Raw genomic sequence first — 25,885 nt, forward strand, 5'->3', positions numbered from 1 at the left:
GATGACCGACGCTCCGCTCTCCGGCCTCAAGGTGGTCGAGCTCGCCCGGATTCTCGCAGGGCCCTGGATCGGCCAGACGCTGGCCGATCTCGGTGCCGACGTGATCAAGGTGGAGCGTCCGGTCGCCGGCGACGACACCCGCCACTGGGGGCCTCCCTTCGTGAAGGCCGCCGACGGCGGTGATCTCGGCGCCGCCTATTTTCACGCCTGCAACCGCGGCAAGCGCTCGATCGCCGTCGACTTCGAGAAGCCCGAGGGGGCGGATCTGATCCGCCGCCTCGTGGCCGAGGCCGACGTCGTCATCGAGAACTTCAAGGTCGGCGGCCTGAAGAAATACGGTCTCGACCACGAGACCCTGATGGCGGCGAACCCGCGCCTCGTGTGGTGCGCCGTCACCGGCTTCGGCCAGGACGGCCCCTATGCGGCGCGCGCCGGCTACGACTTCATGATCCAGGGCCTCGGCGGCTACATGGAGCTGACCGGTCAGCCCGACGGCGAGCCGACCAAGGTCGGCGTCGCGGTCGCCGATCTCTTCACCGGGCTCCACGCGGTGATCGGCATCCAGGCGGCGTTGGCGGCGCGCGAGAAGACCGGCCGCGGTCAGCTCGTCGACATGAGCCTGCTCGACACGATGGTGGCGATGCTCGCCAACCAGGGCATGAACTATCTGGTCTCGGGCCGCTCGCCGACCCGCATGGGCAACGCCCACCCCAACATCGTGCCCTATCAGGTCTTCGCCGTCGCCGACGGCCACGTCGTCATCGCCACCGGCAACGACCGCCAGTGGCGCGACACCTGCGCCATCCTCGATCTCGAGGACCTCGCCTTCGACCCGCGTTACGTCCACAACGCCGGCCGCGTCGCGGCGCGGGCCGAACTGGTGCCGATGATCGAGGCGAAGACGAAGCTCTTCCGGCGCGACGATCTTCTCGGACGCCTCGAAGCGGCGCACGTGCCGGCCGGGCCGATCAACACCGTGGCCCAGGTCTTCGCCGATCCCCAGGTCGTCGCCCGCGGCATGCGGCTCGATCTTCCCGCCCCGGAGGCCGAAGGCGGCACCGTCCCGGGCATCCGCAACCCGATCCGCCTCTCCGGCACGCCGCTGGTGCAGGATCGTCCCTCGCCGCGGCTCGGCGCCGACACCGACGCGGTGCTGGGCGCGCTGGGGCTCTCGGCGGACGAGATCACCGGTCTCGCGGACAAGGGCGTCGTCGGCCGGTCGTGACGGCTCAGACCGGGTCTTCGCCCTCGCCGACCGAGGAGAAGAGCACGAAGAGGAAGTAGAGGAAGACCGCCGACACCACGTTGGTCGAGCGCAGGAAGTAGGTCTCGGTCAGATTGATGACGTAGTAGAGCGTCAGGAAGCCGAGAATGAAGATCTTGCGCTCGCGTTCGGCCCGCGACGCCTCGGCGTCGGGCAGCTTCGAGGGGAAGGCCATCGTCACCGCGGTGAGGAGCACGAGGCCGATCGCGCCGCATTCGACGAAGATCGCCAGGAAGCCGTCGTGGAAGTTGTCGAGGAACCAGACGTTCTTGCCGATGAAGGCATCGACGACGTCCTTGCGACCCCAGAAGCCGTTGAGCCCCGAGCCGATCAGGGCGCTGCCGCCGTCGAGATAGTCGAGCGCGTGTTTCCAGATCTTGGTGCGTTCGGTGAAGTCGATCTCGAAGGGGCCGATCTGGAACCAGGCGAGATCGGTGATCCACAACGTGCCCATCAGCGCCGTGGCGACGGCGATCGTCCCCAGCGGCACGAAGCTCGTCAGTGCGGCGATCGCACGGCTGCGGCCGGCTCCGATGCCGAGCACCACGGCACCGACGCCCAGCACGAGGCCGCCGCGCGAGCCGGCGCCGATCATGCAGACGATCGCCGTGATCGACACCAGCGCGTGCCAGGCCCGCGGCCATGGGCGATCGTGCGCCTGGAACCGCGTCGCCGAGAGGTAGAGCAGGATCGCCGAGGTGATGCCCAGCGTCTGCTTGTGATCGTAGACGCCCGCCCACAGGCCCGCATGCATCCAGGTCGAGAGCACGCCGACGTCGGGCAGGAACACCACGACGACGAGCGAGGCGAGGTCGAGCACCGCAAGGGCGGCGATCGTCGTCTCGACGATCTCGTCCCAGCGCCGCGTCGAGAACAGCACCCAGGTCGCGAAGGCGTTGAAGGCCAGCACGGCGCCCTTGGTCGGCGCCGCGAGGCCGACCGCCGAGATCGCCCACAGCGACGACAGCACGGCATAGCCGATCAGCGCGGCGACGAGGCCGGCGCGGCGATCCCAGCGAACGCGCCCGAGCCGCAGATGCGGCAGCGACACGGCGACGATCGTCACCCACATCGCCTCGATCACGAGCTGCTGCAGCATCTCGGAGCGGTCGGCGCCCACCAGCCCCGGCGCGAAGGGACCGATGCCGACGATCACGATCAGGAAATAGGCGGCGATCGCCACCCAACGCGCCGCCACCGCCCGCAACGCGGCCGGGTCGTGGAGAGCGATGGACGAATCCTGCATGGTCATCCGACGTCGTCCCGGTCGGCCGTTCAGTCGAAGCGTGTCTTCGTCCGGTTGGCGAGGCGGTATTTGGGCTCGTAGAGCAGTTTCTGCCTGAGCTTCTCGACGATCAACTCGCCCCGCCCGGCCAGACGGCTCTCGAAGGGGATCGGATCGCCCGTGGCGCCGTAGTCGTCGGCGAGACCTTCGAGATGGGGCCGCGCCCAGCGATGGAAGTTGGTGTCGTGCCGCCGAACGTCGCCGGGCGTCAGGCCGCGGGTGTAGCGCGACGAGCGCCCGTCCCACAGATGCGTCGCCCAGGTGTCGGGGAAGACGATCGGCCGCGTCGAGTTGAAGATCAGCTCCAACTGGTCGAGCAGCCAGATCGGGTGGAAGAAGGCGCGCGGACCGAGCACGGTGATCTCGTCCGGGTGCCGCGCCGCCAGCGCGTTCGGCAGCTGGACGGAATGTTCGCTCCAGTATTTGTCACGGCGACCGCGGAACGTGTCGTAGTGGCGATACCAGCGCGTCAGGAAGGGCGCGTTCGGCTCGGCCAGGATGACGGCATTGGCGGTTCCGAAGGTCGTTCGTCCCATCGCCTCGGTGCCGAGCACGGCGGAATTGTCGAGCAGATCGTCGAAGCTGCGGTGAACCACCACGTCCGCATCGAGATAGATGCCGCCCTGTTCGATCAGCCGCTCGAGACGCACCACGTCGGCGCGGTGCGCCGGATGATCGACCGGATTGCCGAAGATCTCGCGCGGTGCGGTGATCTTCACCGGCGTCACGAGCTTGCGCGTCAGCTCCCACCACGGGCCCTGAGGTTCGTATTCGTAGTGGAAGAACACGGCGTCCGGTCGAATGTGCGCAACCGCACTCGCAACGCAGACGTGCGCCGACAAGCTCCACGGTTTCCCGCCGAAGTCTTCGGCCAGACCGAAGCAATAATGAAGAATCTTGGGAATTCGCGGCATTCGGTTTCCTCTGAGGCGATTCAGAGTCGAACATTCATTGCTTATTTTTCTGTAAAATCGAGGTTGTTTTCGCCGGATCGTCCACTCTGGACGGAGCCTCGCCGCCGGGCGATCTCGGCCTGCCGCTCCGCGTCGCGGCCGGCGAGCAGCGGTGCCGTGACGATCGAGGCGACGGTCGGATCGATGCCGAAGCGGCGGATGCAGATCGCCGAGACCGCGATCACCATCGGGATCAGCGACAGGGCGACCGCGCCGATCGCGCCGCGGATCTCGAAGGTCGGCGCGAGCACGACCAGCGCCGCGATGCGCAGGACCAGCGCGCCGCCGACCAGCTTCATGTAGAGCGCGTCCGCCCCCATGAAGAGCATCAGCGTCGGCCCCGGCCAGGCGAGACCCTGCACCGCCAGGATCACGCACATCAGGATCAGCTCGACCTGCAGCCCGCGGTATTCCGGACCGAACACCGACAGCAGCAGCGGTCCGGCGAACAGGATCGGCAGGAAGGCGACCGTGGTGGCGCCGAGCGTCAGCATCGAGATGTGGGCGATCAGCCGCCGCAGATCGGCGAGGCGGCCGGCGAAATAGAGCGTCGAGATCTTCGCCGTGGCGTAGTTGTGGATGCCGCCGGCCAGCATCGAGAAGATCGCCGCGATCCGCATGATGACGAAATAGCCCGCCGCCGCGCTCGACCCGAGGAAGTGGCCGATCAGGATGAGGTCGGCATACTGGTGTCCGGCCTCCGCCAGCGCGGCCAGCCACATCGACAGGCTGCGCCGGGCCCAGACGCCGACGAGACAGGTCGGCCGCGCGGTCCGCAGAGCCGGCGGCAGCGCCGCCACGATCCGCAGCGCCAGATGGGCGATCGACAGGATCTGCGCCGCGGCCGCGGTGGTGAAGAAGAGCGCGATCGACATGTGGCCGTCGGAGACCGCCGCGGCGCCGGCGGCGACGACCAGCGGCAGACGCCAGAACAGCTCGCGCGGCGCTTCCGAGACGCGCGTGCCGCAGACGACGCGGGCGACGTTCGAGGTGAAGTGCAGCCCGGTCTGCGACAGCAGGAAGGCGCCGGCGGCGAGGATCTCCGCCGCGGTCAGCCGCCCGTCGACCCAGTGCGCGCCGACGACGAAGAGGCTGCTGGACACGAGCGCGCCGACCGAGGTCACGGCGAGGCCGAAACGCAGGGTGCCGGCGGCGAGATCCGGCCGATGCTCGGCATATTCGCCCCAGGCGCGCTGGACGAGGATGTCCTGTCCGAGCACCGAGATCACCGCGGCGAGCGACACGATGGCGAAGACGACGGCGAGTTCGCCGAAGTCCGAGATCCCCATGGTCCAGGACGACAGGGCGAACATCACCAGCGCGGCGATCGACCCGCCCGCCTTCATGCCGAGCGCGTAGAGCGCGCCGAGGATGGTGTGACCGCGAAAGCGGTCGACGAGACGCGCGATCATGCCGAGCTCCGCGGTTCGAAGCGCCGGGCGACCAGTCGGTCGATCGCGTCCCATTTCGGCCGCACCACGGCGCCGTCGACGACCTCGAGCCGGCCGAGCCGGCCGACGGTGTGGAGCCGTCCGCCCGGCCAGTGCGGTCCGGGCGCCAGGGTGAAGCGGATCGTCTGTTCCAGTGCCGTCTCGTCGAGCCGCGTCGTCTCGACGACGTGGACGGCGCCGCCGTAGGTGCGGCTGCAGTCCTGCACCGGGCGGAAGAGCCGTCCGTCGCGCACGAAGGCATGGCCGGCGGGTCGTGCGATGCGGGCGTCGATCGGCATCGGCATGCCGTCGAGTCGCCGCCACGGCCCCATCGGCGACGGGGCATGGTGGATCATGCCGAGATCGGACCAGCCGCCGCGGCGGTCGTCGAGGGTCGAGAACATCCACCATTGCCCGCCGTGTTCGACCACGGTGGCGTCGGCGATCGGCTCCTCGACCAGCGTCGCCACCCGCTCCCAGCGGTCGGGGAAGGCGATGCAGCGATAGAGGCCGAGATCGCCCGCCGTCGAGCTCTCCGGCATGATGTGCAACACGCCGTCGATGGTGATCGGGAACGGATAGGAGAGGTGCCACGGCTCCTCGAGCACCGGCACCGCCGGGCCGCAGGGGCCGTCGTCGTCGAAGGGGATGGCCGCGATCCGCCCGCGGTCGGTGGCGTGGTCGAGATCCTCGACCAGCACCCAGGTTCGCCCGTCGACCTCGACCGCGAAGGGATCGGCATAGAAATGCGTCCCCGGATCGGCGATCGGCCGGAAGGCGGGCCCGGAAAAGCCCGCGCCGTCGAGGAGGCCGGGGCCGTCGATCATCCGCCAGCCGACCCGCCAGTGCGGCGCCCGGCAGGCGAGGTGATAGATGAGCCGCACCAGCCGCAGCGCGGTCGCCTTCGCCGTGGGCACGAGGTCGGGCCGCCGTGCGGGCGCGAGATCGATCCGTGTGCCGTCGGGTCGGCCGCGTTCGCGGTCGCGCGCCCGGGCGGCGAGACGGGCGGCGAGCGCCGCCGCGGCGCGGGCACCACAGACGCCGACGGCGTCGGTCAGGCCCGTGACGGTCTCGAACGACGGGAACACCCGCTCCAGCACGGTGCCGGTCGCGACGTCGAAGATCGTCGCCTCGAGCGGCCCGGTGGTCACCGCGCCGACCAGCGCGTCCTCGCCGCAGGCGCCGCCCCAGGCGACGGCGAAGGTCGCGGCCCCCGCGACCGGCCGCGGCTCGGCCGAGAAGTCGACGACCGCGTCGGCGGCGAAGCCGTCTTCCGGCGACGGTGCGATGGCGTCGGCGGCGACGGGCTCGTGGCCGCGGCGGCGCGGCCGCGGCGACACCAGCCGGTCGAGTTCGAGCGCCAGCGCGACGATGGTCGCCGCCGGCGGGGTATCCGTGACGCGCACACGGACGGTGAGGCCGCACGCGGCGAGATCGGCCGCCAGATCGGCCATCCAGCGCCGCGTCCGCCCGGTCTCGACGACCAGCAGGACGTTCATCGCGGCGCTCCCTCTCGGGTCGTGTCCTCGATCAGCGCCGCATAGGCGTCGATCATGCCGGAGAGCGAGTGGCGCCGCCTGAGCGCGGTGCCCGCCGCGGCGAGTTTGGCGGCGAGCGCCCCGTCGGTCAGCACACGGGCGATCGCCTCGGCGAAGACCTTGGGGTTCTCGACGTCGACGAAGAGCGCGGCCGCGTCACCGTCATGGACCAGCACCTCGCGCAGCACCGGCAGTTGCGAGGCGACCACCGGCACGCCGGCGACCGCCGCCTCGAGCACGGCCAGGCCGAAGGTCTCCACCGCCGAGGGGAAGACGAAGACGTCGAGCGCGGCTAGGAAGGTGCCGATGTCGCTCGGCTTCAGCTCGCCGAGGAAATGCACGCGGTCGGCGACGCCGAGACCGGCCGCGATCGCGCGCAGCATGCCCTCCGCCGCGCCCTGGCCGGCGATGGCGAGGTGATGCCCCGGCAGATGCGGCAGGGTCGCGATCGCCGCGTCGAGCCGTTTGGAGGGATGCAGCCGCGCCGCGCAGCCCAGCACCGGCGCGTCGACCGGAAGCCCCAGTGCGCGCCGCGCGCCCGCACGGTCGAGGTCGCTCGACTTGCTCTCGCAGCCGTAGGGCACCGGTACCAGACGTCGGCGATAGGCCTCGGCATAGCGCTGGAAATAGGTCTGCGTCGCTTCCGAGTTGGTGGTGATCGTCCGGTAGAGACCGAGGAAGCCCCACAGACGGTCGAGTTCGCGCGCCGCGAAGCCGACGAGTTCGGGCGGCGACACCTGATTGGCGATGATCGGCGCGCGCGTCACCGAACGGGCGATCGGCGCACCCAGCGCATTGCCCCAGTGCTGGAAGGTCAGGATCACGTCGGGCGCGAAACGGGCGATGCGCCGGCGCGCCGCGCAGATCAGCCGCAGCGTGGCGACGAGCCCGTCGGGCCGCTCCGGCGCGCAGGTCTCGACGCTGTCGAGATCGCCCGGCCCGCTGGTGCGGCTGTAGAAGAACAGGTGATGGACGACATGGCCGCGCGCCGCCAGGCCCGCCCCGACGAGACGCGAGATCTCCTGGGCGCCGGCGTTCTCCACCTGTGTCTGGACGAAGAGTACGCGCACCCCGATTCCGCTCCCCCGAGCGATGGGGCCGTCGGTCGATGTCTCGCCCGTCCGGCTCGCCCCCGCGCTTTCGCGCATCCCGTTCGATAGCGCAAGATCGCAACCCGTTCAAACGCGATGTCGACGAGCGCAGGGAAGCATGCGATGAAAAAAACCAACAAATCGTATCGATCGAAAAGTTGCGCAGAGATTGCGTGACGAGAGGAAATCGAAACGATATGCGACTATAGGACACGGTCGAGAAACGAACGCTCGCCGATTGCCCGGCCGCGTTCACGGGAGCACCATTTGTCGTCGTCTGCCAACGGAACACCGGTCGCCGACCAGGCACGCGCGATCGCGACGATCGGCGGGTTGCCGATCGCCGTCACCGATCGCGCGACCGCGGCGCGACGCCTCTGCGATCTCGCCGTCGCGCGCCGCGGCCGCGGTGGTCGCCCGCCCTTCGTCACCTCCGCCAACGGCCAGGTGCTGGCGCTGTGTGACCGCGAGCCCGACGTCCGCGCACTGTTCCTCGCCGCCGACGCCATCCATGCCGACGGCATGCCGATGGTCTTCGCCTCGCGGCTCCTCTGCCGCACGCCGCTGCCCGAGCGCGTCGCGACGACCGATCTCATCCACGACGTCATGACGATCGCGCCGCAGGCCGGCATCCGCTCGTTCCTGCTCGGCGCCACCGCCGAGGTCAACGCGACCGCGGTCGCCAATCTGCGCCGGCTCTATCCGGACGTGCCCGAGATCGCCGGACGCGACGGCTATTTCTCCGAGGCCGAGGAGACCGCGGTGGTCGAGGCGATCAACGCCGCCGCTCCGGACATCCTGTGGGTCGGCATGGGCGTGCCGCGCGAACAGCACTTCGTACTGCGCAATCTCGACCGGCTGACCTCGGTCGGCGTGATCAAGACCGCCGGCGGCCTGTTCGATTTCATCGCCGGCAAGCGTTCGCGGGCGCCGCTCTTCCTGCAGAAGGTCGGCCTGGAATGGGCCTGGCGGGCGATGCTCGAGCCGCGACGTCTCGGCCTGCGCTATCTCGACACCAACTTCACCGCCATCAGACTGCTGTTGACGCGCACCGGCTGAACGTGTCGGATCACGGCGGGATCGATCCGACGGAGCCCGCCATGCCGCGCGCCCAGACCCTTGCCGCGATCGGGCGCCGTGCCGCCCTCTTCGTCCTCCTCGCCGTCACGCCGGCCGCCGCCGCCGAGGATCTCGGGCGCGGCGTCAACCTGTTCCACTCCGACGGCATCTTCACCGCCGGCGACGGCACCCGTTTCGACCTCGCGACCTTTCCCCGGCTGAAGGCACTGGGCTTCGGCCACGTCCGCTTCGCCACCCGTCCCTTCGCCGATCTCGACGCCGACGGGCATCCGACCGACCGCTGGATCGGCGTGCTGCGGAGCCTGATCGACACGGCGCTCACCGCCCGGCTGCAGGTGATCGTCGACGTCCACGAATCCTTCGCCTGCGCCAAGGACCGGATCTCGTGCGAACGGCGTCTCGCCGCGACCTGGACGACGCTCGGCGCTCGGCTCGCCGACTACGACGACCGCGTCGTCTTCGAGATCCTCAACGAGCCCGACGGTGCCGTCGATCCCGTCACCTGGAACCGGCTCGCCGACATGGCGCTGAGAATCATCCGGGCGAAGAACCCGACGCGGCGGGTGGTCGTCGGACCCGCGGCCTCCAACCACTTCACCGCGCTCGGCAAGCTGTCGCTGCCGCCCGACGACCGCAATCTGATCGTCGGCGTCCACTACTACGAGCCCTTCGCCTTCACCCATCAGGGCACGCACTGGACGAACCTGAAGGACGCGACCGGCGTCGAATGGGGCACGGCGGAAGAGATCGCCCGGCTGGAGCGCGACTTCGACACGATCCGCGCCTGGGCGAAGGCGGAGAGGCGGCCGGTGCTGATCGGCGAATTCGGCGCCTACGAGCGCGGCGACAGCCGTTCGCGCTTCTGCTGGACGTACCGTGTGGCCCGCGCCGCCGAGGCGCGCGGCTGGTCGTGGAGCTACTGGCAGCTCACCAACGACTTCGCCCTGATGGACGAGGTCACCGGCCGTTGGAACGACTGGCTGATCGCCGCGCTGACGGCTTCGGCCAACCCCGAGACCTGCCGCGCCCCGACCCCCGGCCGGCCGCGCCCCAGTCCGTGACGACGTTCCCCTGAGCCCCGGCCCCGCGATCCTTCAGGCGCGATCGCCGACGAAGGCGGCGACGACGACGCGTTCGGGGTCGTCGCTCCACCGCGCCAGCAGCGGCTCGAGCCGCTCTTCGCCGCTCTTCGTCGCCTCGGCCGCGACCAGCACGAAGGGATGTTCGCCCTCCTCCGGGTCGAGATCGCCGTCGAGAATCTCGATCACCAGATCGTCGTCGCTCGGCTCCGCCAGCGCCGCCTCGCCCTCGATCACCGCGACGGTGTGGTCCTCGGCCTCGACCGCGTCGGCGAGTGCGTCGGCGAGATCGCCGACGAGATCGGCGTCGCCGGTGCCGACGACCGACACGACGAGGCCGGGTGACCGGGCGAGATGGCCGGCGAGCGTCGCGGCGAAGGCGGCGAGGCCCTCGCCGTCGCTCGCCAGATCCTCGCGCCGGACGTCGGCGACGAGCGGCACGTCACGGGCCTCGAGCAGACGCAGCATGCGCCGACGCCGCTGCGCCGGATCGTGGCGCCGCGCCGAGGGTGCCGCCTCGGCATCGCCGGCGACGGCACTCGCCCGTCGGGCCGACCGGCGCGCGGCGACCGGCGTCGCTTCGGCTGTGGGTTCGGCGGTCTCGGACGGCACGGGCGCGACGGCGACCGGCGCGGCCACGGGCGCGGGAGCTTCGACCACGGGGGCCGCGACCTCCGGCGCAACCGTCGCGACGGCGGCGGGAGCCTCGGTCTTCGCCTCGACCATCGGGGCGACCGGCATCGGCGCAGCCACCACGGGCGCGGCCGGGGTCTCGACGAGCGGCGCGACGACCGCCTCGGTCGGGGGGGCCGGCGGGGTCGGCACCGCATCCTCCGCGACGACCGGGGTGGGTGCGGGGGGAGCCGGCGGGGGCGGCGGCACGTCGACGGTCTCGATCGCGGGCGCCGGCGGTGCCTCGGGCTCGATGCGGCGGACCGGCGACGGCATCTGGCCGAACAGCACCCACAGCACGCCGGCGCCGAGGCCGCCGACGAGGCCGGCGAGTGCCATGATCGGCAGCGGCGGCCGACCGGTGGTGCTCGGCGGCGCGGCGGTGGAGACGATGGCCGCCTCGCTCTGGCCGATGTCGCCCTGTTCCTGGGCGGTCTTCTGGCGGGCGAGGAACTGCTCGTAGATCTGACGATCGGCCTGAGCCTGACGCACCAGATCCTGCAGCACGACCTCCTTCTGGTCGGTCGTCAGCTGCTCGCGGGTGCGCTTGGCGATCTCGGCCTCGTAGGCGGCATTCTGCTCGGTCAGCACGTCGACCTCGGCCTTGGCCTGCTCGACGATGCGGTTGCGCTCGGCCTTGATCGCCGTCTCGATCGAGGCGATGCGCGCCTGCGCCGCCTCGAGGCTCGGATGGCGCGGGCCGTAGGTCAGGGTGGCGGCGGCCGAGAGCCGTTTCTCTTCGGCCAGCCGCGTCTGCAGCTCGGTCAGTCGTTCGGAGCGGAAGATCTGCGGATCGACGTCCTCGGTCGCCTTGACCTTGCGCAGCTTGTCGTAGCGGGCGCGGGCGTCCTCGAGCCGGGCGCGGATCGGGCCGACCTGCTCGGTCAGCGAGTTCAGCCGCTTCAGCCCGACGCGGCCGTCGGGCGAGACGTCGAGCAGGTTGTTTGCCTGGCGATAGTCCGCGACCGCCTTCTCCGAGGCGAGCACGGCGGCGCGCAGATCGGCGAGGCGCGAGCGCAGCGCGTCGGAAATGCCGGAGTTGGCGCCGCGCCGGAGCGACTGCTGGCGCTCGACGATCTCGGCGGCGATCGCGTTGGCGATCCGCGCCGCCTTGTCGGCGTCCTTCGACGAGAAGGAGATGTCGATCAGGTAGGAGAGGCCGCGCCGCGTCACCTTGAGGTTCCGGCGCAGCTCCGCCGCCACCGCCGCCGGCCCGCGATCGGAGGCGTCGGCATATTCCGGATCGTCGATCAGGTTCTGCTTCTGGGCGAGCGGGATCAGGAAACTGTCCGAGGTCGCCACTTCCGCGAAGGAGACGACGGTCGCCTCGTTGGCGTTGGACGAGGACGGATCCTTTTCGCCCGAGATCCGCGGCGACTGCGGGTCGATGGCGACGAGCGCCGTCGCCTTGTACTTGGCCGGCCAGATCGCCCAACCGGCGACGGCGACGAGGAAGACCACGGCGGCGATCTTCGCGATCGTCTTCAGCCGCGACAGGACGTGCGAGCCCAGCGCGGCGGCCGACGTCGAAGACGTCCGGGCCCCGGCGGGCTCCGTGGTCGCGGGAATGGGGCCGGCGGTCGGAGAAGCCATGGTCTCGCCTTTGCGGGTGGGCGCCGTCGGTGGTCGGGGTCGAGCCGTCCTCGGCGAGGCGGCACGCGTCGACCGGTCGCGACGGCGTCGCGATCGGTGTCCATGAAACAGAAACGAGGTTAATCCTTGATTGACTTCACGGCATTCCAATGCATCCAAGAGGGATCCCGGCCGATGTCGGGACGCGACGAGGCGATCATGGACGACGGCGGCCGACACGACGGCGACTGGCAGGCGACGATCGTGGACGGGGTCTCGGCGGCGCTCGCCCTGCTCGACCACGCCCCCGACGCCGTCGTCGCCACACCCTTCCAGCATCCCGAATGGCTCGCCGCCTGGGCGGCGACCTTCGGTGCCGCGCTCGACGCCCGGCTCTTCGTGGCGCACGTGCGCGATGGCCGTGACGGGCGGGTGGTGGCGCGCTTGCCGCTGTCGCTCGAGGTCTTCTCCTCCGTCCGCATCCTGCGCTTCTGGGATCGCGGCGCCTCCGACTACAACGCCGCCATCCTCGCCCCCGACGTCGCCGCCGATCCGGCGGCCCTCGCGGCGATCTGGCGCCGCCTCGTCAAGGTGCTGCCGCCCTGCGACCTCGTCGTCTTCGACAAGCTGCCCTGCGATCTCGGCGGCTTCGCCGATCCGCGCCACGGCATCGGCATCGTCACCCCCTCGCTCAACGCCGGCCACGTCGTGCACCTCGCGCCCGACTGGGCGATCGACGGCACGCTCGGCCGCTCGCTGGCGCGAAAACGGCGCAAGCTCGCGAACAAGGGCGATCTGGTCTTCCGGCTCACCGCCGCCGCCGAGGATCTCGACGCCTTCGAGGTGCTCCTCGCCCAGCGCCGCACCCGTTTCGCCGAAGCCAACCGCGACCGTGACCCCGCCGAGGTCGAGGCCTTCTGGCGGCATCTCGCCGCGACGAGCCCGATCGCCCGCCTCGCCACGCTGCGCCTCGATGGAAAGCTGCTCGCCGCCGGCTTCGGCACCCGCACGGGCGCGAGTTTCCAGCTCCTCGCCACCGGTTTCGATCCGGCATGGAAGAACTGGTCGCCCGGTCTGGTGATGATCGAGGATCTGATCGCCGCGGCGCGCGCCGACGGCGTGACGCTCTTCGACTTCACCGTCGGCGACGAGGCCTACAAGGCGGGCTTCGCCTCCGAGGATCGGCCGCTCGCCGATCTCTTCGTCGCCTTCACCCTCAAGGGCCGCCTCGCCGGCTGGTGGCGCCGCCGGGTGGTGGCGCACCGCCGCGCCGCCGCCGGGCGTGCGGCGGGCTGAACGGCGTCAGCGCCGGAAGCGCGGGCTGGCGTCTTCCTGGTCGAGGGGGCTGCCGCGCCAGGTGCCCGAGGTCCACAGCGACGCGAGGCCTTCCCGATAGGTCGGATGCACGAGATCGCCGACGAGGCCGCGCAGGCGCGCGTTGCCGACGCGCTTGCTCTCGCCCCAGAAGGTCCGCGCCATCGGCGTGAACTCGGCCGTCTCGAAGGGGATTTCCGGCGGCGGTTCGATGCCCATCAGCCGGGCGGCGAATTCGATCGGCAGTTGCGGCGGCGCCGGTTCGTCGTCGGAGACGTTGAGGACGCCGTCGAGCCGCGTCCGCGCCGCCGCGGCGATCGCCCGGCCGATGTCCTCGACATGGATGCGATTGAACATCTGCCCCGGCTTGATGATCCGTCGCGCCGTGCCGCGCTCCAGATTGACGAAGGCGTTGCGCCCCGGCCCGTAGATGCCGGCGAGCCGGAGGATGCCGACCGGAACGCCGAGCCGGCGGCCGAGATCGCTCCAGGCGCTCTCCGTCGCCACGCGCCAGCGTGTCCGTTCCGAGGCCGGCACCGGCACGGTCGTCTCGTCGACGAAGCCGCCGTCGGTGTTGCCGTAGACGCCGACGGTCGAGAGATAGCCGATCCAGCGGAGCGTCCCGGCGGTCGCGCCGGCCGCGAGCCCGTCGGCGACGCGCGCCAGGAACGGATCGCCCGCCTCGCTCGGCCCGGCGGAGGCGAGCACGTGGGTGGCTTCGGCCGCGGCCTGCGCGAGCCGGGCGTCGGCGTCCGGTGCGGCGAGATCGATCACCTCGAGACCCTCGGCACGCAACCGCGCGACCTTCTCGGCCTCGCGGGCGGTGGTGACGAGCGATGCGACGTCGCGGCCGAGGCAGGCGACGCCGTGGCGGGCGGAATAGCCCCAGCCGAGGACGAGGAGGCGGATCGGGGAAAGGGTGTCGGTTTCGGTCATGGCGCGACCATCGCGGAAATGCGGCCGGTCGGCAACGGATTGGGTCAAGCGGGTCGGCGATCGGAATCGACCGCCGACCCGCGTCGCGTCATTCCGCCGGCCGGTTCGGCGCCGGATCGAGGAAGGGCAGCATGCGGGCGAGCGTGCCGTCCTTCAGCAGGAACTGGTGGACGATCGCGATCGCCGCGTGGCCACCGGCGAGCAGCAGCATGGCATGGGCGACGAACTCGTGCAGATGCTCCAGCTGCTCGGCGAAGGGCTTGTCGACCGCGAGGGGCGACGGCAGCGGCAGGCCGAAGAAGCCGACGGTGCGGCCCTTGATCCAGGCGGCGAGGAGGCCGACCGTGGGAACCGCGAACAGCGCGACGTAGAGCGCCAGATGGCCGGCGCGCGCGGCGAGCTGCAGGGCCGGCGATGCGGCGATCGGGGCCGGCGCCGCACGGCCGACGCGCCAGCCGATCCGCACGACCGACAGGACGACGACCAGGAGACCGATCGACATGTGCAGGGTCAGCAGCCAGGTGCGGAAGTCGCCCTTGGGCAGGTCTTCGCGGACGAGACCGATGGCATAGGCGGTCACCACGGCGACGGCGATGATCCAGTGCAGGGCTTGGGTGAGGGGATCGTAGCGCAGGGAGGTCATGACGGGGTTTCCTCGTTTCGGGGTCCCGTCCTTGTGCCTCGAGCGCCCGATTTCGACCAGACGAGGCCCTTCAGCTTGCCGTAAGGCGGCGTTCGGGCGGCCGAAACGCAGAAGGGCGCCCCGAGGGGCGCCCTTCGAAACGTCGAGGGAGGGGAGCGATCAGCCTTCGGCCTTCTCGCCCTCTTCCTTCTTGATCTCCTGGCCGGTCGCCTGGTCGACGATCTTCATCGACAGACGGACCTTGCCGCGCTCGTCGAAGCCGAGGAGCTTGACCCACACCTTCTGGCCTTCCTTGACCACGTCGGTGACCTTGGCGACCTTCTGCGGCGCGAGCTGCGAGATGTGCACCAGGCCGTCGCGCGAACCGAAGAAGTTCACGAAGGCGCCGAATTCCATGCACTTCACGACCGTGCCCTCGTAGATCGCGTTCACCTCCGGCTCGGCGGCGATGGACTTGATCCAGTTGATGGCGGCCTTGATCTTCTTCTGGTCGGCGGACGAGACCTTGACGGTGCCGTCGTCCTGGATGTCGACCTTGGCGCCGGTCTTCTCGACGATCTCGCGGATGACCTTGCCGCCCGAACCGATCACTTCGCGGATCTTGTCGGTGGGGATCTTCAGCGTCTCGATGCGCGGGGCATGCTCGCCGAGCTCCGGACGGGCCGCGGTGATCGCCTTCGACATCTCGTTGAGGATGTGGATGCGACCGTCCTTGGCCTGGGCGAGGGCGACCTTCATGATCTCCTCGGTGATGCCGGCGATCTTGATGTCCATCTGCAGCGAGGTCACGCCGTCGGCGGTACCGGCCACCTTGAAGTCCATGTCGCCGAGGTGATCCTCGTCACCGAGGATGTCCGACAGGACGGCGAAGCGATCGCCTTCCTTGATCAGACCCATGGCGATACCGGCGGTCGGCTGCTTCAGCGGCACGCCGGCGTCCATCAGGGCGAGCGAGGAGCCGCAGACGGTGGCCATCGACGACGAGCCGTTCGACTCGGTGATCTCCGACACGACGCGGATCGTGTAGGGGAAGTCGTGCTTCACCGGCAGGACCGGGTGGATGGCGCGCCAGGCGAGCTTGCCGTGGCCGATCTCGCGACGGCCGGGCGAACCCATGCGGCCGGTCTCACCGACCGAGTAGGGGGGGAAGTTGTAGTGGAGAAGGAAATTCTCCTTGTAGGTCCCGGTCAGGGCGTCGACGAACTGCTCGTCCTCGCCGGTGCCGAGCGTGGCGACGACCAGCGCCTGGGTCTCGCCGCGGGTGAAGATCGCCGAGCCGTGGGTGCGCGGCAGGACGCCGACTTCCGCCACGATCGGACGGACGGTCGACAGGTCGCGGCCGTCGATGCGGGTGCCGGTGTCGAGGATGTTCCAGCGCACGATCTTGGCCTGGACTTCCTTGAAGGTCGCGGCGACCTTCTCCTTGTCGAAGCGGGCTTCGCCGTCCGCCGGGAACAGCGCGGCCATGACCTTCGCCTTGGCGGCGTCGACGGCCTTGTAGCGGTCCTGCTTGACGGTGATCTTGTAGGCTTCGCGCAGGTCGGCCTCGGCGATCTCGAGCACGGCCTTCTCGATCTCGGAGAGATCCGGAGGCGTGAAGTCGCGCGGCTCCTTGGCGGCCTTCTCGGCGAGGCGGATGATCGCGTCGATCACCGGCTGGAAGCCGGCGTGGCCGAACATGACGGCGCCGAGCATGACCTCTTCGGAGAGCTCCTTGGCTTCCGACTCGACCATCATCACGGCGTCGTTGGTGCCGGCGACGACGAGGTCGAGCTTGTTCTCGACTTCCTCGTCGATCTGCGGGTTCAGCACGTACTCGCCGTCGATGTAGCCGACGCGGGCGGCGGCGATCGGGCCCATGAAGGGCACGCCGGAGAGGGTCAGAGCGGCCGAGGCCGCGACCATCGCCAGGACGTCCGGGGCGTTCTCGAGGTCATGGCTGAGAACGGTGACGATCACCTGGGTGTCGCACTTGAAGCCGTCGACGAAGAGCGGGCGGATCGGGCGGTCGATCAGGCGCGAGGTCAGCGTCTCGGCCTCCGACGGACGGCCTTCGCGCTTGAAGTAGCCACCCGGGATCTTGCCGGCCGCGAAGGCCTTTTCCTGGTAGTTGACGGTGAGCGGGAAGAAGTCCTGACCGGGCTTCGGCTCCTTGGCGGCGACGACGGTCGCCAGCACGGTGGTCTCGCCGTAGGAGGCGAAGACGGCGGCGTCGGCCTGACGCGCCACCTTGCCGGTCTCCAGCACCAGCATGCGGCCGGCCCAATCGATGACTTCGCGATGAACGTTGAACATGTCTCTTCGGTCCTTGCGGCTTCGCGCGTATCGCGATGCCGCGTCGCGACGCTCCGTGCTCGCCACGAGGGGGCAGGGCGTCGACTGTTTCGGGGCGGACGGGGCGAGGCCTCGTCCGTTGGACCATGAGCAAGACGGCGGGGGGCTCGGGCGATTGCGGGACGAGCCCCCGGCGATCCTGCCATGGTCCGCGAGCCTCGGGCCGCCAACCCGTACTCGGGCGGCCGGAGGCACCTCGGCGGAAATCCGCCGGAAGGCCGGAGCGGCGCTGGCGCCGCTCCAAAACTTCCTCGGGCGGCGCGAGCGCCGCTCCGATGATCTTCCAAGAGCGGCGTTGGCGCCGCTCCGGGAGTCTCTTCCATGAGCGACGCGGGCGCCGCTCGGGAATTCGTCGCTCGATCGCGGGGAGGCCGGCCGTGCCGGCACCCCCGCGCCGGCGTCAGCGGCGCAGGCCGAGACGCTCGATGAGGGACTTGTAGCGCGCGACGTCCTTGGCCTTGAGATAGTCCAGGAGCGAACGACGCGAGGAGACCATCTTCAGGAGGCCACGACGGGAATGGTTGTCCTTGGCGTGGGTCTTGAAGTGCTCGGTCAGGTTGGCGATGCGCTCGGAGAGCACCGCGACCTGGACTTCCGGCGAACCGGTGTCGCCTTCGTGGGTCGCGTACTGCTTGACGACTTCGAGCTTGCGTTCTGCCGTGATCGACATCGGGTGATCATCCTTTCGGGTGACGAGTAACAGACATGGCCCCGCCGGGATGTCGTCCAGCAGGGTCGGTTGCGCGGGTCTTATGCACGAAACGGCGATGGAAAGCCAACGAAATCACGTCGGCCCGGATTCCCCGGCGCCGGCGCAGGTCTCGCCGTCGACCGCCTCGCAGGCGAAGATCCGGGCGAGCCGGGCGCGCGCCTCCGCGACCTCGCATTCCCAGATCACCACGACCCGCAGCCCCGCCCGCCGGAGTGCCCGGATCGCCGCGGCGTCGCGCGCCCGGTTGGCGGCGAACTTGGCGACCCAGAAGGCGCGGTTGTTCTTCGGCGTGGTGGCGCGCCTACACCCGGTGTGGGCGTGCCAGAAGCAGCCGTTGACGAAGATCGCGAAGCCGCGCCGCCGGTTGGCGAAGTCGGGCGAACCGGGAAGCCCCTTCACGTTGCGGCGATAGGCGATGCCGAGATCGCGCAAATCGCGCGCGATCGCCTCCTCCGGCTTCGTCTTCTTCTGTTTCACGCGTGCGAGCAGGCGCGCGCGTTCCGGCGACTGGGGGAGGGGACGTCCCGGCTTCGCCGACGCCTCCGCCATGGCGCTCACTCCGCCGCCCGCGGTGCCACCGCCGTCAGGCGGGCGAGGTGATCGGCGATGCATTCGCGGAAACCCTGCGGCAGGCGCAGTTTCGTCCGTCCCAGCCGCTCGAGGAAGCCGCTCGTCGCGCGCAGCGACAAGGGCTTGCCGGGGTGGCGGAGGAAGGCGGTGAGCCCTTCGTGCCGGCCGGCGACCGGATGCGCCCCGATCGCCACCGCATGACGCGTCTTGCCGTCGAAGCGCGCGGCATCCGGCCAGCGGGCGCTGTCGGAGAGATCGTGGTCGCGGGTCGTGTCGTGGGCGCCGGGCGCGGCGAGGCGTTCGCCGATCCAGCGCGCCACCGGCACCGAGACGGCATTGCCGACGAGCGACCAGCGGAAGCGCGAGAGCCCGGCATCTTCCGCCGCCCGCGTCCATCCTTCCGGAAAGCCCTGCAGCCGTTCGGCGTCGCGGATGTCGGGGGTGACGACCGCGCCGTCGGGCATCAGGATCGCCGGTGGCGACGGGATGCCGACCGACGAGCCGTTCTTCAGCGTCGGCACGCAGTCCGGCCCCCAGCCGAGGCCGCGGATGCCCTCGGTCCAGTAGAAGCCGTGGGCGTGGGTGTCGATCCGCGTCGCGACCTCGACCGGCTCGGCCTCGTCGGCGAAGAGCACTTCGGCCGGGTCGAGCGTCCGGCTCGCCAGCATGAAGACGCGGCGGCGGCGCTGCGGCAGGAAGGCGAGCGTGTCGACGGTGCGATAGGCCCAGCGCCAGCCGCGCGCCTCGAAGGCCTCGACCAGCCGCGTCATCGCCGAGCCGCCGTCGAGGCGCAGCATGAAGGAGACGTTCTCGAGCAGCACGTGTTCGGGACGGGCCACGTCCATCAGGCGGAAGACGTGATCGACGAGGCTCGACTTGGCACCGGCGAGGCCCAGCGTGCGGCCGGCCTGCGACAGGTCCTGGCAGGGGAAGCCGGCGGTGAGGAGTTCGTGGGCCGGCAGGCTCTCGACCGAACGGACGTCGGGCAGCACGTCGCGGTCGGGGAAACGGTCGGCCAGCACGAGCGCGGCGGGACGCCAGACCTCGCAGAAGACCTGCGCTTCGTGGCCGGCCGCCGCGAGGCCGCTCTCGAGCCCCCCGATGCCGGCGAAGAGTGCCGCGACCTTCATCCGCCCATCCCCGATTCGGCGCTCATCCTCGAGGTGAGGGCCGATCGCGTCAAGCGGGGGAGGTGGCGCCTCACCCCTCGCGGATCGGCGGCAGCGGGTCGGCGTGGCGGAAGGCGAAGCGGGAGTAGCCGAACCACGACACGAACATGGCGAGGCCCGAGCCGACCACCGCGGCGATCGGCGGCAGGATGTGCTCCGGCCCGAGGCCGAGCGCCGTCAGCGTCCACAGCGTCGCGGCATAGGTCGCGTAGTTGAAGAGCGCCGCGCCGACCGCGACCAGTCCGTAGCGACCGCCCTCGGCGGCGAGTTCGCGGGCGGTGGTCGCCTTGTCGTGGACCTCGAACGTGTAGCGCCGGTTGATCAGCCAGGTGGTGATCATCGCCACCGCGATGGCGAAGATGCGCGCCACGTAGGGGTCGACGCCGAGCCCGGCGTTGAGGATCGTCAGCACGCCGACGTCGACGACGAAGCCGATGCCGCCGGTCATCGCGAACTTGAGGATGCGCTCGAGACGGGCGCGCAGCGCGGGCGGGATGGAGGCGGGCAGCGAGATCATGACGAGGTTGATCGTGTCGGATTGCGGCGGTTGCGCGGCGGATGGACGTGCGAACCCCGGTTCTGGTCGATTTTCTCCGCCCCGGCGGTTGACCGGGGCCGAGGCTTCGGACAACACATCGCAGATGGACCGTTCCCGCAAGCCCCCGAAAGATCGCGGCCCTCGCCCGTCGGCGGATCGCCCGCCGATCGACCGTTCGAAGGCCGATCGCCGCCCCGCCGAGCGCCCCGAGAAGGCCGCGCGCTCCGATTCGACGCGCGACACCGCCGCGCGCGAGCGCGCCGAACCCGTGGCCGTGGCCCGTCCGCCGGTCGATCCGGAGATCTTCACCGCCCGCCGCCCCTCCGGCGACGCGCTCGCCGCCCGCATGCTCGAGACCGACGGTTGGGACGACTATCGCCTCCTCGACAGCGGCTTCGGCCGCAAGCTCGAGCGCTACGGCCACGTCACCATCGTGCGCCCCGAGGAACAGGCGATCTGGTCGCCGCGGCTGCCCGAGGCGACCTGGGAGGCCGCCGACGCCCAGTTCACCGGCGACGTCGAGGAGGAGGGCCCCGGCCGCTGGCGTTTCGCCCGCCGCATGCCCGAGACCTGGCCGATGCGTTTCGAGGCGGCGAAGTTCTCCTGCCGCTTCACCTCGTTCCGCCACACCGGCGTCTTCCCCGAACAGGTGGCGCACTGGTCCTGGATGCGCGACGCCATCGCCCGCGCCGTGGCGCAGGGTCGTAAGCCCAAGGTCCTGAACCTCTTCGGCTACACCGGCCTCGCCAGCCTCGTCGCGGCATCCGCCGGCGCCGAGGTGACCCATGTCGACGCGTCCAAGAAGTCGATCGCCTGGGCGCGCGAGAACCAGGGCGAGAGCGGTCTCGACCATCTGCCGATCCGCTGGATCTGCGACGACGCCGGCAAGTTCGCCGCCCGCGACGTCCGCCGCGGCGCCCGCTACGACGTGATCCTGCTCGACCCGCCGAAATACGGCCGCGGTCCCGACGGCGAGGTCTGGCAGCTGTTCGAGCACCTACCGGAGATGTTGCGGTCCTGCCGCAGGCTCCTCTCCGACGACGCGCTGGCGCTCGTCCTCACCGTCTACGCCATGCGCTCGTCCTACGCCTCGTTCCACGAACTGGCGGCGGAGGCCTTCGCCGGCCGCGGCGGTCATCTCGCCTCGGGCGAGCTCTTCATCCGTGAGGCGGAAGCGCCGGGCAACGCGGTCCGCCGCCGGCTCGCCACCTCGCTCTTCGTGCGCTGGACGCCGGAGGCCCCGCAATGACCCGCCGCGACCCGCCGCGCGATGCCTCGCGCGATCTCTATCGCCGCCCCGGCCACAACCGCCCCGCCCGTCCGCCGGAGGCGCCCGCCGCCCCCGCCGGCGCGGTCAAGGAGATCACCAGCCTCACCAACCCGGTGGTGAAGGAGCTGCGCGCCCTCCACATGAAGAAGGAGCGCGCCGAGAGCGGCCTCTTCCTCGCGGAAGGGCTGAAGCTCGTCACCGACGCGCTGGAAGAGGGCTGGCCGATCCGCACGCTGGTCCATGCGAGCCGGGTGAAGTCGCAGCCGCTCGTCATGAAGGCCGTCGCCGCCGCCAAGGCCGCCGGGGCGCTGGTGCTCGAGACCTCCGACGAGGTGCTGACCAAGATCTGCCGTCGCGACAATCCGCAGATGGTCGTCGCCGCCTTCGTCCAGAAGATCGGCCGGCTCGAGGACCTGGCGAAGCCGCAGGGCGTCCTCGTGGCGCTCGAGGGCATCAAGGACCCGGGCAATCTCGGCACGATCATCCGCACCGTCGATTCGGTCGGGGCGAAGGGCGTGATCCTTCTCGGCGACACCACCGACCCCTTCGCGCTCGAGGCGGTCCGCGCCACCATGGGCTCGCTCTTCCACGTGCCGCTCTACGCCGCGAGCCTCGAGGAGTTCGCCGCCTGGAAGCGTAGGCTGGACATTCCGACCTTCGGTACCCATCTCGAGGGAGCGGTGGACTACCGCTCGGTCGATTGGCCGGAGACCTGCGTGCTCATGATGGGCAACGAGCAGTCGGGATTGCCGGAGGCCCACGTCGGGACTTGCGACGGCATCGTCAAGATCCCGATGGCCGGTCGCGCCGACAGCCTCAATCTGGCTGTGGCGACGGCCGTCATGCTCTACGAGATCCGCCGCGCGCGGCTCGTCCTCTGAGCCCGGATCCCGCGGCCCGCGCCCGACTTGCGCCCTTTCGCGAAGGGTGATCTCCTGCTCAAACCTGCGTCGCGCGCCGACGCGCGCGATCGAGAGAAGACCGACCATGACGGCCCGAAGGATCCTGATCTGCGACGACGATACCGACCTGCGCGAAGCGCTCGTCGAACAGCTTTCGCTCTACGAGGAATTCGAGACCACCTCCGTCGACGGTGCCACCAAGGCGATCCAGACGGCGCGCAACGATTCGGTCGACCTGCTGATCATGGACGTCGGCCTGCCCGAGATGGACGGCCGCGAGGCGGTGAAGCTCCTGCGCAAGGGCGGCTTCAAGGCGCCGATCATCATGCTGACCGGCCACGACGGCGAGAGCGACACCATCCTCGGCCTCGAGGCGGGCGCCAACGACTACGTCACCAAGCCCTTCAAGTTCGCCGTGCTGCTCGCGCGCATCCGCGCCCATCTGCGCCAGCACGAGCAGACCGAGGACGCGGTCTTCACAATCGATCGCTACACCTTCCGCCCGGCCTCCAAGCTTCTCGTCGACGAGCGCGGCTCCAAGGTGCGCCTGACCGAGAAGGAGACGGCGATCCTCAAGTTCCTCTATCGCGCCGGCGACAAGGCGATCTCGCGCGACGTGCTGCTGCACGAGGTCTGGGGCTACAATTCGGGTGTCACCACCCACACGCTCGAGACCCACATCTACCGCCTGCGCCAGAAGATCGAGCGCGATCCCTCGAACGCCGAGCTGCTCGTCACCGAAGCCGGCGGCTACAAGCTCGTACCCTGACCGACCGGGAGGTCGTCGACAAAGCCATGGCTCTCGACCGCGACATTCGCCTGCTCGCCTCGGTGCCCTTCTTCCAGGGCATCGGGCCGGAAGCCATGAAGCTTCTCGCCTTCTCCGCCGAACCGCGCGAGCACATCGACCGCGACCGGGTGTTCTCCGCCGGGGACCCGGCCGAGGGCGGCATTCTGGTGCTGGAGGGGCGCATCGACCTGATCGACGAGAGCGTCCGCCCGCCCCGCATGGTCGAGCGCGTCGGCGCCGGCAGCCTGATCGGCGAGATGGCGATGATCGTCGAGACCCGCCGCGTGCTCTCCGGCTTCGCCGTCGGGCCGACGCGGCTGCTGTCGATCCGCCGCGCCCTGTTCCGCCGCATGCTGGAGAACTATCCCGAGATCGCCGTCCTGCTGAAGGACCGCGTCGCCGACCGGCTGAAGGGCCTCGCCCCGCAGGTCGGCCGCATCGGCGAAGCCTTCGGCGCCATCGACGGCCACCGCGCGCCGGGGGCGTGACGGCGGGCTCGAGCGTCTTTCCGAACCATGTGCGCGATGCTTCGAGACGCGGACCTTCGGTCCGCTCCTCGGCATGAGGCGTATGTGACTGTTTCGAAAATGAAAAGCGCCTCATGCTGAGGAGGGCGCCGAGCGGGCGCCCGTCTCGAAGCATCACGCACGGCCTCGCCCCCGCAGGGGCCGCCGGTCTTGGTTCCTCAGGCACCGAGCGCCTTTTCCATCACGCGAGCGAGACGACGGCCCCAGTCGGCCGGATCGGCCGGCACGTCACCGTCGGCGATGCGCGCCTGACCGAAGAGCAGATGGGCGGCGTCCTCGACCAGCCCGTCGTCGCTGCCGACCTTGGCGGCGATCGCCGCGACCAGGGCGTGGTGCGGATTGATCTCGAGCACCGGCTTGCCGAAGGGCGAGGCGCCCTGATGGCGCGCCATGATCTTCTCGAACTGGCGATCGGGGCCGAACTCGGAGGCGACGAGGCAAACCGGGCTCGAGGCGAGGCGGGTCGAGGTGCGGACGTCGGAGACCGCCTCGGCGAGGACCTCCTTCAGCCGCACCACCAGTGCCGCGACGCCGTCGGCCTCCGCCTCGACCGGCTTCTCGCCCTCGTCCGCCAGCGGGATGGCGTCGAGATCGGCCGATCCTTGGGTGATCGACTGGAACGGCTTGCCGTCGAAGCCGAGCGCGGTGCGCACCCAGAAGGCGTCGACCGGATCGGTCAGGAGCAGCACCTCGATGCCGCGGGCGCGGAAGCCTTCCAGATGCGGGCTCGCCTCGGCGCGCGCCGCGTCGTCGGCCAGCACGTAGAAGATCTTGGTCTGGTTCTCCTTGAGCGAGGCGACGTAGTCGGCGAGCGTCCGCGTGCCCTCGCCCGAGGTCGTGGTCTTGAAGCGGGCGATCTTGAACAGCTCGTCGCGCCGGTCGGCGTCCTCGTAGAGACCTTCCTTCATGACCGCGCCGAAGGCGTCCCAGATCGCGGCGAAGGCGTCGGCGTCGTTCTCCGCCGTCTTGGCGAGTTCGGAGAGCAGCCGCGTCGTGACGTTCTTGCGGATCGCCTCCAGCACCGGGTTGTGCTGCAGCATCTCGCGCGACAGGTTGAGCGGCAGATCCTCGCTGTCGACCACGCCGCGGGCGAAACGCAGCCAGTGCGGCAGCAGATCGACGTCGTCGGCGATGAAGACGCGGCGGACGTAGAGTTTGACGTGGCCCTTGCGCGCCGGGTCGAACAGGTCGAACGGCTTCATCGACGGCACGAACATCAGCACCGAATACTCGTGCCGACCCTCGGCGCGGTAGTGCAGCGTCAGCGCCGGCTCGTCCCACTGGCCGGAGACGTTGCCGTAGAACTCCTTGTAGGCCTCGGGCGTGATCTCCGACTTCGGCTTCGCCCACAGCGCGGAGCCGTCCGACAGCGCCGCCGCGTCCTTGCCCGGCTCGAGGAAGCGGATCGGCACCGGAACATGCGCCGAATAGGTCTCGACGATGCGTTCGATCGTCGCACGGTCGGCGTAAGGACGGCCCTCCTCGGAGAGTTCGAGCCGGATCACCGTGCCGCGCGCCGGCGCGTCGGTCTCGGCGGCGGGCGTCAGCTCGAAGCCGTCGATGCCGTTCGACGTCCAGGTCCAGGCCTCCGAAGAGCCGGCACGGCGCGAGGTGACGACGACGCGAGAGGCCACCATGAAGGCCGAATAGAAGCCGACGCCGAACTGGCCGATCAGATTGGACGACTTCGACCCCGCCTCGCCGGCCGCCTCGAGGAAGGCGCGGGTGCCGGACTTGGCGATGGTGCCGAGATTCTCCGCCAGTTCGTCGCGGCCCATGCCGATGCCGTTGTCGGCGACCGTCAGCGTCCCCGCCTCCGGGTCGACGGCGAGCGAGATCGCCAGTTCGCCGTCCTCGGAGAGGAGCGCCGGCGTCTCGATGGCGAGATAGCGCAGTTTCTCGCAGGCATCGGCCGCGTTGGAAATCAGCTCGCGCAGAAAAATGTCACGGTTGGAATAGACCGAATGCACCATCAGATGCAGCAGCCGTGAGACTTCGGCCTTGAAGGCGTGAGATTCCGTCGGGTGAACGTTGGTCTCGGTCATCGTGATACCGTTCGTCTTCGTCGTGTCTTCGATGAAAAAGGGCGACGTGCCCGTCGATCGTCGATATCGGCGAAGCGGCGGCGTCTTTCAAGGGGGTATTCCCGGCCGGCCGCATCGGCCGCTCGGCACCCGCCGCCATCCGGCCTCTACGGCTTTCGTCTGAATATGCCG

22 protein-coding genes are annotated in these 25,885 nt (G+C 70.1%); 8 read left to right on the top strand and 14 right to left on the bottom strand.

What is annotated here, in order from left to right:
• Position 1 precedes the first annotated feature (1 nt).
• Positions 2 to 1,225 carry a CaiB/BaiF CoA transferase family protein gene (locus ACT541_RS02295; protein WP_476133957.1) on the top strand — a complete coding sequence of 408 codons (1,224 nt, stop codon included), beginning with the start codon at positions 2 to 4 and terminating at the stop codon, positions 1,223 to 1,225.
• 4 nt (positions 1,226 to 1,229) lie between these two features.
• Here the strand turns inward: ACT541_RS02295 and ACT541_RS02300 are convergent, their stop codons facing one another.
• The 5 genes from ACT541_RS02300 to ACT541_RS02320 form a co-directional block, all read right to left on the bottom strand.
• Positions 1,230 to 2,516: an O-antigen ligase family protein gene (locus tag ACT541_RS02300; protein ID WP_476133958.1), complete on the bottom strand. Its 1,287-nt coding sequence runs from the start codon at positions 2,514 to 2,516 to the stop codon at positions 1,230 to 1,232.
• A gap of 23 nt (positions 2,517 to 2,539) precedes the next feature.
• Complete coding sequence (locus ACT541_RS02305; RefSeq protein ID WP_476133959.1) at positions 2,540 to 3,337, bottom strand: glycosyltransferase; 798 nt, start codon at positions 3,335 to 3,337, stop codon at positions 2,540 to 2,542.
• A gap of 167 nt (positions 3,338 to 3,504) precedes the next feature.
• Positions 3,505 to 4,914 (bottom strand): lipopolysaccharide biosynthesis protein, encoded by a 1,410-nt coding sequence (locus tag ACT541_RS02310; protein ID WP_476133960.1) that lies wholly within the window; start codon positions 4,912 to 4,914, stop codon positions 3,505 to 3,507.
• Positions 4,911 to 6,431, bottom strand: a complete 1,521-nt coding sequence (locus tag ACT541_RS02315; RefSeq protein ID WP_476133961.1) for a glucosamine inositolphosphorylceramide transferase family protein — start codon at positions 6,429 to 6,431, stop codon at positions 4,911 to 4,913. Before ACT541_RS02315 ends, ACT541_RS02310 begins: the two co-directional genes overlap by 4 nt.
• Entirely contained in the window at positions 6,428 to 7,540 is a 1,113-nt protein-coding gene (locus ACT541_RS02320; RefSeq protein WP_476133963.1) for a glycosyltransferase family 4 protein, read from the bottom strand. Before ACT541_RS02320 ends, ACT541_RS02315 begins: the two co-directional genes overlap by 4 nt.
• 288 nt (positions 7,541 to 7,828) lie before the next feature.
• Here ACT541_RS02320 and ACT541_RS02325 point away from each other — a divergent pair, with 288 nt between their 5' ends.
• The gene (locus ACT541_RS02325; protein ID WP_476133964.1) at positions 7,829 to 8,620 is read left to right on the top strand and encodes a WecB/TagA/CpsF family glycosyltransferase; all 792 of its coding nucleotides are present in this window, start codon (positions 7,829 to 7,831) and stop codon (positions 8,618 to 8,620) included.
• A 41-nt stretch (positions 8,621 to 8,661) separates the two neighbouring features.
• The gene (locus ACT541_RS02330) at positions 8,662 to 9,702 is read left to right on the top strand and encodes a glycoside hydrolase family 5 protein (protein ID WP_476133966.1); all 1,041 of its coding nucleotides are present in this window, start codon (positions 8,662 to 8,664) and stop codon (positions 9,700 to 9,702) included.
• Positions 9,703 to 9,735: 33 nt separating this feature from the next.
• Here ACT541_RS02330 and ACT541_RS02335 read toward each other — a convergent pair whose 3' ends face one another.
• Positions 9,736 to 11,985, bottom strand: coding sequence for a GumC family protein (locus tag ACT541_RS02335; RefSeq protein WP_476133967.1), 2,250 nt, complete (start codon positions 11,983 to 11,985; stop codon positions 9,736 to 9,738).
• A gap of 174 nt (positions 11,986 to 12,159) precedes the next feature.
• Between ACT541_RS02335 and ACT541_RS02340 the strand changes: the two genes are divergently transcribed.
• On the top strand, positions 12,160 to 13,260 hold the full coding sequence (locus ACT541_RS02340) for a GNAT family N-acetyltransferase (protein WP_476133969.1): 1,101 nt from the start codon (positions 12,160 to 12,162) through the stop codon (positions 13,258 to 13,260).
• A 6-nt stretch (positions 13,261 to 13,266) separates the two neighbouring features.
• On the opposite strand, the gene ACT541_RS02345 is transcribed toward ACT541_RS02340, so the two are convergent.
• From ACT541_RS02345 to ACT541_RS02375, 7 genes are all read right to left on the bottom strand, one after another.
• Positions 13,267 to 14,187 (bottom strand): Rossmann-fold NAD(P)-binding domain-containing protein, encoded by a 921-nt coding sequence (locus tag ACT541_RS02345; RefSeq protein ID WP_476136008.1) that lies wholly within the window; start codon positions 14,185 to 14,187, stop codon positions 13,267 to 13,269.
• 115 nt (positions 14,188 to 14,302) lie between these two features.
• On the bottom strand, positions 14,303 to 14,857 hold the full coding sequence (locus ACT541_RS02350; protein ID WP_476133971.1) for a cytochrome b: 555 nt from the start codon (positions 14,855 to 14,857) through the stop codon (positions 14,303 to 14,305).
• A 159-nt stretch (positions 14,858 to 15,016) separates the two neighbouring features.
• Positions 15,017 to 17,152 (bottom strand): polyribonucleotide nucleotidyltransferase, encoded by a 2,136-nt coding sequence (gene pnp, locus ACT541_RS02355; protein ID WP_476133973.1) that lies wholly within the window; start codon positions 17,150 to 17,152, stop codon positions 15,017 to 15,019.
• Positions 17,153 to 17,591: 439 nt separating this feature from the next.
• Positions 17,592 to 17,861 carry a 30S ribosomal protein S15 gene (gene rpsO / locus ACT541_RS02360; RefSeq protein WP_476133974.1) on the bottom strand — a complete coding sequence of 90 codons (270 nt, stop codon included), beginning with the start codon at positions 17,859 to 17,861 and terminating at the stop codon, positions 17,592 to 17,594.
• A 114-nt stretch (positions 17,862 to 17,975) separates the two neighbouring features.
• A complete protein-coding gene (locus tag ACT541_RS02365) occupies positions 17,976 to 18,452 on the bottom strand; it encodes a very short patch repair endonuclease (protein ID WP_476133975.1) in 477 nt (158 codons plus the stop codon).
• 5 nt (positions 18,453 to 18,457) lie between these two features.
• Positions 18,458 to 19,603 (bottom strand): DNA cytosine methyltransferase, encoded by a 1,146-nt coding sequence (locus ACT541_RS02370; RefSeq protein WP_476133977.1) that lies wholly within the window; start codon positions 19,601 to 19,603, stop codon positions 18,458 to 18,460.
• A 70-nt stretch (positions 19,604 to 19,673) separates the two neighbouring features.
• Positions 19,674 to 20,159 (bottom strand): GtrA family protein, encoded by a 486-nt coding sequence (locus ACT541_RS02375; RefSeq protein ID WP_476133979.1) that lies wholly within the window; start codon positions 20,157 to 20,159, stop codon positions 19,674 to 19,676.
• A gap of 124 nt (positions 20,160 to 20,283) precedes the next feature.
• Here ACT541_RS02375 and ACT541_RS02380 point away from each other — a divergent pair, with 124 nt between their 5' ends.
• The 4 genes from ACT541_RS02380 (at position 20,284) to ACT541_RS02395 (ending at position 23,630) form a co-directional block, all read left to right on the top strand.
• Positions 20,284 to 21,429: a class I SAM-dependent methyltransferase gene (locus ACT541_RS02380; protein ID WP_476133980.1), complete on the top strand. Its 1,146-nt coding sequence runs from the start codon at positions 20,284 to 20,286 to the stop codon at positions 21,427 to 21,429.
• The gene (locus tag ACT541_RS02385; RefSeq protein ID WP_476133982.1) at positions 21,426 to 22,331 is read left to right on the top strand and encodes a TrmH family RNA methyltransferase; all 906 of its coding nucleotides are present in this window, start codon (positions 21,426 to 21,428) and stop codon (positions 22,329 to 22,331) included. Before ACT541_RS02380 ends, ACT541_RS02385 begins: the two co-directional genes overlap by 4 nt.
• 106 nt (positions 22,332 to 22,437) lie before the next feature.
• Positions 22,438 to 23,121, top strand: coding sequence for a response regulator transcription factor (locus tag ACT541_RS02390; protein ID WP_476133983.1), 684 nt, complete (start codon positions 22,438 to 22,440; stop codon positions 23,119 to 23,121).
• Between the two features lie 26 nt (positions 23,122 to 23,147).
• A complete protein-coding gene (locus ACT541_RS02395) occupies positions 23,148 to 23,630 on the top strand; it encodes a cyclic nucleotide-binding domain-containing protein (RefSeq protein ID WP_476133985.1) in 483 nt (160 codons plus the stop codon).
• A 197-nt stretch (positions 23,631 to 23,827) separates the two neighbouring features.
• On the opposite strand, the gene htpG is transcribed toward ACT541_RS02395, so the two are convergent.
• A complete protein-coding gene (htpG, locus tag ACT541_RS02400; protein WP_476133986.1) occupies positions 23,828 to 25,714 on the bottom strand; it encodes a molecular chaperone HtpG in 1,887 nt (628 codons plus the stop codon).
• Between the last annotated feature and the right edge of the window lie 171 nt (positions 25,715 to 25,885).

The organism is Pinisolibacter sp. DMC100, assembly GCF_056313705.1.

Bases quoted from the DNA above. Each gene is read 5' to 3' on its own strand.
- ACT541_RS02295 (WP_476133957.1), top strand. From the start codon at position 2: ATGACCGACGCTCCGCTCTCCGGCCTCAAGGTGGTCGAGCTCGCCCGG.
- ACT541_RS02300 (WP_476133958.1), bottom strand. From the start codon at position 2,516: ATGACCATGCAGGATTCGTCCATCGCTCTCCACGACCCGGCCGCGTTG.
- ACT541_RS02310 (WP_476133960.1), bottom strand. From the start codon at position 4,914: ATGATCGCGCGTCTCGTCGACCGCTTTCGCGGTCACACCATCCTCGGC.
- ACT541_RS02315 (WP_476133961.1), bottom strand. From the start codon at position 6,431: ATGAACGTCCTGCTGGTCGTCGAGACCGGGCGGACGCGGCGCTGGATG.
- ACT541_RS02330 (WP_476133966.1), top strand. From the start codon at position 8,662: ATGCCGCGCGCCCAGACCCTTGCCGCGATCGGGCGCCGTGCCGCCCTC.
- ACT541_RS02335 (WP_476133967.1), bottom strand. From the start codon at position 11,985: ATGGCTTCTCCGACCGCCGGCCCCATTCCCGCGACCACGGAGCCCGCC.
- ACT541_RS02340 (WP_476133969.1), top strand. From the start codon at position 12,160: ATGTCGGGACGCGACGAGGCGATCATGGACGACGGCGGCCGACACGAC.
- ACT541_RS02350 (WP_476133971.1), bottom strand. From the start codon at position 14,857: ATGACCTCCCTGCGCTACGATCCCCTCACCCAAGCCCTGCACTGGATC.
- pnp (WP_476133973.1), bottom strand. From the start codon at position 17,152: ATGTTCAACGTTCATCGCGAAGTCATCGATTGGGCCGGCCGCATGCTG.
- rpsO (WP_476133974.1), bottom strand. From the start codon at position 17,861: ATGTCGATCACGGCAGAACGCAAGCTCGAAGTCGTCAAGCAGTACGCG.
- ACT541_RS02365 (WP_476133975.1), bottom strand. From the start codon at position 18,452: ATGGCGGAGGCGTCGGCGAAGCCGGGACGTCCCCTCCCCCAGTCGCCG.
- ACT541_RS02370 (WP_476133977.1), bottom strand. From the start codon at position 19,603: ATGAAGGTCGCGGCACTCTTCGCCGGCATCGGGGGGCTCGAGAGCGGC.
- ACT541_RS02375 (WP_476133979.1), bottom strand. From the start codon at position 20,159: ATGATCTCGCTGCCCGCCTCCATCCCGCCCGCGCTGCGCGCCCGTCTC.
- ACT541_RS02380 (WP_476133980.1), top strand. From the start codon at position 20,284: ATGGACCGTTCCCGCAAGCCCCCGAAAGATCGCGGCCCTCGCCCGTCG.
- ACT541_RS02385 (WP_476133982.1), top strand. From the start codon at position 21,426: ATGACCCGCCGCGACCCGCCGCGCGATGCCTCGCGCGATCTCTATCGC.
- ACT541_RS02390 (WP_476133983.1), top strand. From the start codon at position 22,438: ATGACGGCCCGAAGGATCCTGATCTGCGACGACGATACCGACCTGCGC.
- ACT541_RS02395 (WP_476133985.1), top strand. From the start codon at position 23,148: ATGGCTCTCGACCGCGACATTCGCCTGCTCGCCTCGGTGCCCTTCTTC.
- htpG (WP_476133986.1), bottom strand. From the start codon at position 25,714: ATGACCGAGACCAACGTTCACCCGACGGAATCTCACGCCTTCAAGGCC.